The sequence below is a fragment of the Salipaludibacillus agaradhaerens genome (assembly GCF_002019735.1).
Classification (GTDB): Bacteria; Bacillota; Bacilli; order Bacillales; family Salisediminibacteriaceae; genus Salipaludibacillus; species Salipaludibacillus agaradhaerens.
Genome location: NZ_KV917378.1, coordinates 609,590 through 615,858, shown reverse-complemented (window position 1 = coordinate 615,858; position 6,269 = coordinate 609,590). Strand labels below are relative to the sequence as shown.

Annotated in this window: 4 protein-coding genes; 1 reads left to right on the top strand and 3 read right to left on the bottom strand. The window is 37.5% G+C overall.

What is annotated here, in order from left to right; genetic code table 11:
* A partial coding sequence (locus BK581_RS02815; protein WP_245828861.1) for an IS3 family transposase occupies positions 1-767 on the top strand: 767 nt, incomplete at its 5' end.
* Positions 768-864: 97 nt separating this feature from the next.
* Here BK581_RS02815 and BK581_RS20005 read toward each other — a convergent pair.
* From BK581_RS20005 to fabF, 3 genes are all read right to left on the bottom strand, one after another.
* Positions 865-1,008: a hypothetical protein gene (locus BK581_RS20005; protein WP_169837502.1), complete on the bottom strand. Its 144-nt coding sequence runs from the start codon at positions 1,006-1,008 to the stop codon at positions 865-867.
* Positions 1,009-1,057: 49 nt separating this feature from the next.
* Entirely contained in the window at positions 1,058-4,669 is a 3,612-nt protein-coding gene (locus BK581_RS02810; protein WP_078576732.1) for a dynamin family protein, read from the bottom strand.
* 171 nt (positions 4,670-4,840) lie between these two features.
* Positions 4,841-6,076: a beta-ketoacyl-ACP synthase II gene (fabF, locus tag BK581_RS02805; RefSeq protein ID WP_078576731.1), complete on the bottom strand. Its 1,236-nt coding sequence runs from the start codon at positions 6,074-6,076 to the stop codon at positions 4,841-4,843.
* Between the last annotated feature and the right edge of the window lie 193 nt (positions 6,077-6,269).

Below are 6,269 nucleotides of genomic sequence, written 5' to 3'. Positions count from 1 at the left end.
AGTCAACTTATTATCGTTGGAGAAAGACATCTTGGAAACCTAAACCTTTAGAACAATTGGTATTAACTATTTGTAAAGAATTTAAATATAGAGTCGGGCATCGAATGGTGAGGGATCTTCTTAAAAAGGAACATCATATTAACGTCAATCGAAACACCGTTCAGAAGATCATGCAGAAGTTTAATATCCAATGTCGCGTAAAGCCAAAGCGACAATCCTATATAGCTGGGGAAAGTAAACTTGTGGTTGGGAACCTGTTAGAACAACATTTCTCCGCAGAGAGTTCGAATCAAAAGTGGGTGACTGACATTACATACTTACCTTATGGTGAAAAGATGCTATATTTATCAACCATAATGGACTTGTATAACAACGAAATTATTGCCTATCGAATCAGTGATAAACAAGATCTCTCGCTCGTGATAAACACTTTAGAAGATGCTTGTAGAGGTAGGGAGACTTATGGCGTCCTATTACACAGTGACCAAGGAGCTCAGTATACATCCTATAAATTTCAAGAAAAAGCAAAAGAAAAAGGCATTACCACAAGCATGTCTCGGAAAGGCAACTGCTTTGATAATGCCGTCATTGAATCCTTCCATTCCTCACTAAAGTCGGAAGAATTCAGCACTCAGCAACGAGTGCACCTTACAAATTCTATTGTACTAGAAAAAGTAGAAACGTACATGTATTATTACAATTATATACGACCATTTAAAAAGTTAAACTGCCATACCCCAGTAGAATTCAGGAGTATGGCAGCCTAGGTGTTTTTTTAAATCTCATTTTTCTAGGTCAGTTCAAAAACTCCTCCAAAGGTTTCGTTTGCTTTGTGACGAAAGGTGTGTTGTGGCTTTGTCTTTTTTAAATTTTAGTGTTCTTATTTTTAGCTCTTTCTTGTTCCTTACTTAGTATTTCTCCCTTATGAGGGCTATCTGGAGATTTCCCCAGTGAGTTTACACTTGTTGTTACCCGCTTTCTACTATGAGCAGTTTGTTTGTCCGTCATGATAGTCACCTCCTATAGTTGTATGTCAGTGTAACCACGTGGGCCAAAATTATAACGTTAAATATCCTTTAGTCTCTGTTAATCCTACAAATTCATCGTTAAGTCGTGCTTGCTCATTAGAATCAAGGATAGCATCAAAGCGCTTCCCTTCTTCAATAATAGTGTTAATTAATTGTGCTTTAGTTTCCTTTTCTATCTTTGGTAATTGGATTTTCAACTCACTACTTACAAGATTCTCAAATTGTTGAATAATGACAGACGCACGCTCATTTACTTCTGATATAACACTTTCTTTCACAATTTTTATATCCCCATTTTCAAAAAAGTCTTTTTTCGATTTTATATAAGAGCGGTAGTTCTCCACTTCAGGGAAGGTTAGTTTCACCTGCTCATGCGAATGTTGCATCGTAACAGAAAGAGCATTACTGTCGTAGGAAAAATGAGGCAGTGATGCCTTAATGGTCTCTACTTCAGCCTCTAACCAACTATCTACACGCTGTTTGACAATGTATTCTAATTTTAGTAAAAGGGCTTCTAGCTCTTGATTAAGAAAGTTTTCTACATGTAAAATCAAATCCTGTAAAGCGGTTATGAGCTGTTGTTGAAGCACCTTTTTAGTCGGTCCTGTAAGTATTGATACATTTACAGCCTCAGGAAAAAGGTCATTTAAGACGTAAACTATTCGTTGTCTTAAAAAGAGAGTAAACTGGTCTAATTCATGAAAAATCTCCTGCACAACAGTGTTAAATGATGTCGCTTTAATTCGGGTTATTTCAATAGTTGCGGTTGCCTTTAAATCTTCTTTCAACTTCTGTTGAGCTGCTTTGTCATGATTAATCACGGCTAATGTATCTGATACTTTATTTTTATAATCACTTAACTTGTCAGCAATTAACCGAAAAGATAACGCTTTTAATTCTAATATCGTGTTTTTGTAAAATGTGTCTTCAAATAGTGAGAATCTTGTAGAGTGTGAGCCTTCTCCACGCTTTGCTTTTAACCCCTCTTTACTTGATAGACTGAAAAGTCTTGGAGCGTTAATACCTTCTTTCTTTAATGCATCTGCTACGTGATTTGTCACGGTAGTCAATTCTTTATCATTAGCCGCTAAATCTGAAGCATTGATAATAAAATATAACTTATTTGTGTTAAAACTATCGTTTATACCTGCCATCTGTTGTAGGAAATAACGATCTGTCTTAGAAAAAGCATGATGATAGTATGTTAAATAAAAAATAGCATCCGACTGCTTCATATGTTGGAATGCGACTTTCGTGTGACGGGCGTGTATCGAGTTAATCCCTGGTGTGTCAACGATCACGATTCCTTGTCTTGTTAATTTACAATCATAATATATATCTACCCGGTCCACAAGACAGGCCACTTCTTCATTCACCGTAAAATGCTCTAGTTGTTCAAGCGGAACTGTATGGACTGATCCTAATGCCCACTTAGATTTAGATAGTGCTTTTTGCACCGTCTCTAAATAGTTAATACCGTTCTTTTGCCAGTGTGACATATCAGTGGTTTTAGGAGCGCGCCATTTTCTGAGCGATGCAAGAGTGACATGTAATCCGAGGCTCTTTGCAATACTCGACACATCTTCCTTTAATACCACTTCGGTTTTGAATGAAATGACGGCAGTGTGATGCAAATGTTGATGATTAGGTGCTTTTACGGTATTAACTGTTGCAGTAGTAGGATGGGGAGAAACTGGCATAATGTTATCCCCCAATAACGCGTTGGCAAAGCTTGACTTTCCTGCGCTGAATGCACCGAAAAGAGAGATAATAAACGTTTGGTTTTCGTACCGTTCTATTCTATTTAGTATTTGCTGACGCTCGTTAAATAATAGCTGAGATTTTTTATTATTTGTAAGTGGCTTTTTCCAGCTTGCTATCGCTTCGTCTGCTTCATGCTCCTGGAAACTAGTTGTTTCCGTGTATTGGTTGCTAATAACTTTATCATCTAGTGTGAAAGGATGATGCTCTTTTTTCACAGGAAGGAAAGGAAGTTCACTAGTATTTGGATAATCTAACTGATAGGCGTGAGACAAATCGTGATAAAACATTGGATCACCTGGTAATTGCCCAAGAATATTATCTAAGCTATGTAAAGATACTTCCCATTTATTCTCAATATCAGTTAATTGCGATAGAAGGTGGTGAACGGTAGCAATGTCGTCTCGTTTACTAGCTAAATCTTCTTCCTCCCTTTTCTTTTCCATTGCCATTCCCTCTGTATAGAGGGACACTAAAGCCTCTGCTTGCTGTTTCACATTTTTGACAATGTGATGAGACACCTCTTTCGTTAACTGATAAACATACTCATTATTTACAGGGCCTTCTTTCACTTGGTTTTCAAGCCATTCTTTTGTTACCGTGAACGACATGTGATGTATTTTCTCTTTAAAGATTTCTTTATTAGTCAATTGGCTAGTATTGTAGGTATTAAAATGTGTTTTCAAATGAAAAATCAACTGAGTTTTAATATTATCTTGTAATTCCAAGATTAATTTGTCAATGCGTTTTCGTTGTTCCTCATACGTTTTTTTTCTCGTGAAAATAACCCCTTTTTTGAACCCTTTTCCTTTACTTTCAAGCCAGTTTCGCATAAGTTCGGTCGTTGTATAAGGAAATAAATTCACATTGTTAAAAAGGCGTTTCGTGTCACTTTGAAATTCTTCAAATACGTTCTGCTCGTATTGACGAATATCTTGTAAGTGCTTTTCTACCGTGCCGTTTTCTTTAATAATGTCAGGGTCAAATCCAGCTTCTACTATAGCATCTTCTATCTCTTTCATAGCCGCTAATTTTTCATCGTGTTGTCTTTCTTTAACTGCTTTTAAAAACTCTTTCAATAGTCGTATATCAGAACGATGTGTAAAGGAGGTGCTATTATATAAAAGGGCTTTAACGTATTTTTCAATAAGCTTAAACTCGTTTGCTGGATGATCGGCATCCACCATCGACGCAAAAAACAAATGTAAATAATGAATATGCCAATTTTTAAATGTCGCTTCTGCCGTTTTCCGGTACTTCTCTAATGACACCTCAGTATTATCATGCTTATCAACTTGATTAACCACTAATAATAATGGCTTTCCTTCATTGGATAGCTGCTTTAAAAATTGAAGGTTTGTCTCTGATTTTACATGATTATAATCCATCACATAGACGACAGCATCTGTTGTCATAAGCTGATTTAATGTGAGAGACTGATGTGTATCATCAGTGGAATCGACTCCTGGTGTATCCACAATGACACCAGATTGACCTAAAAATTCAAGTGGGAATTGTAACGAAATAGATGAAATAGCTTGTCCGTCTTTCCCCCATTTCTTAACCTCGTCCCATGGGATAGTGTCCGTGTATGACTGTATAATGGCATTTGATGTATCCTTTAACGTCATTTTAGGAGGTCCATACGAAATTTTTACTACATTAGCACTCGTAGGAATTGGGCTTGCAGGCAAAACATCGGATTCTGTCAAACGATTTAATAATGTGGATTTACCGGCCGAAAAGTGACCACAGAAAGCTATTTCAAATGTCTTCGCAGTATATTTTTTTCGTAACTTGTGAAGACGATCAGCTTCATCTACAGTAAGCTCAAGCTGTGTATCTATGACATCATATATCGTCTCAAGGGTTTCCATCATATCCACCTTCCTTACTTCTTTTACTATATCTGAATTTCACAAAAATGAGAAGTAAGCGCTCTATATTTGACACAAAAAAACCCATTGTAAACAGAGAATAAAGCCAATGGGTTGGTTTGGACCAGAGAGTCCGCTTTATGAAAGGTGACTTAGTGGAAACCTTTTACACCGTTATAATTTACGAAAGATTAAAGACGCATTATGACCACCAAAGCCCAGAGAATTTGAAAGAACCACTTCTGTTTTTACTTCTCTAGACGTGTTAGGCACGTAATCAAGATCCATGTCATCATCAGGCGTTTGATAATTAACTGTAGGTGGTAAAGTATGGTCCCTTATGGCAAGTAAGGCAAAAATAGCTTCTACAGCTCCAGCAGCTCCGAGCAAATGACCGGTCATTGATTTCGTAGAACTGACAGCAAGTTTTGCGGCATGTGGTCCGAACACTTTTTTTATCGCTGTTGTTTCATACAAGTCATTATACTGTGTAGAAGTACCGTGAGCATTTATGTATGTAATATCTTCAGGAGCAAGATCAGCATCTTCCAACGCAAGAGACATGGCACGTTGTCCACCTTCGCCATCAGGAGCAGGGGTCGTCATATGATAGGCGTCACCTGTGGCCCCATACCCGACTAATTCACCATAAATGTGTGCTCCTCGGGCTTTAGCATGCTCTAATTCTTCAAGAATAAGTGTACCAGCTCCTTCACCGATCACGAATCCATCTCGATTTTTATCGAAAGGGCGACTAGCTGATGCTGGATCTTCATTTGTAGAGAGGGCTGTCATATTCGAAAAGCCAGCCAATGTCATTTCCGTGATGGATGCTTCAGCCCCACCTGCTATCATGGCATCTGCATATCCGTTTTGAACGACTCTAAAGGCATCCCCTATTGAATTAGCCCCAGAAGCACATGCCGTTACCGAACAGTTATTCATTCCTTTAGCCCCTGTTTCAATCGAGACTTGTCCTGATGCCATGTCAGGTATAAACATAGGAATTATAAATGGGCTAACTCGTCTCGGGCCTTTAGCTAAAAATTTTTTATGCTGTGATTCAAATTCATCGAGGCCTCCGATTCCTGAGCCAATCCAAACGCCAACTCGTTCTGCAGCAATATTATCTCCTAGTTTTAATTTTGCATCTAAAAGTGCCATTTTACTGGCTGCAACAGCAAAGTGAGTGAACCGAGCCATACGACGAGAGTCTTTCACATCTAAATAATCTTTCACTGAGAAATCTTTTACCTCTGCTGCTACTTTTACCTGAAAGGAAGACGTATCAAACTTTGTAAGAAGATCTATTCCTGAAAATCCTTCTTTTATTTTTTGCCACGTTGCTTCCACTTCGTTAGCAAGAGGTGTGATAGCGCCAATTCCTGTTATAACAACTCGCTTTTTCACAGTAGAGCCTCCTCATATAATAGTCATAAAGAATTTACGATTTTTATTCTTTTGCTAAACTTTCTTACTAGTTTATCTTAAATTGAGGCAAATATAAAATTATGTAGGGGAATTTATTTAATATTAGTCTGAATGAATGTCATCATCAAAATAAAATCTCAAAGTTAGTTCGCCTATTGAATTACGGTATATT

Excerpts from the sequence above, each read along its gene's own strand:
- BK581_RS20005 (WP_169837502.1), bottom strand. The coding sequence starts at position 1,008 with ATGACGGACAAACAAACTGCTCATAGTAGAAAGCGGGTAACAACAAGT.
- BK581_RS02810 (WP_078576732.1), bottom strand. The coding sequence starts at position 4,669 with ATGATGGAAACCCTTGAGACGATATATGATGTCATAGATACACAGCTT.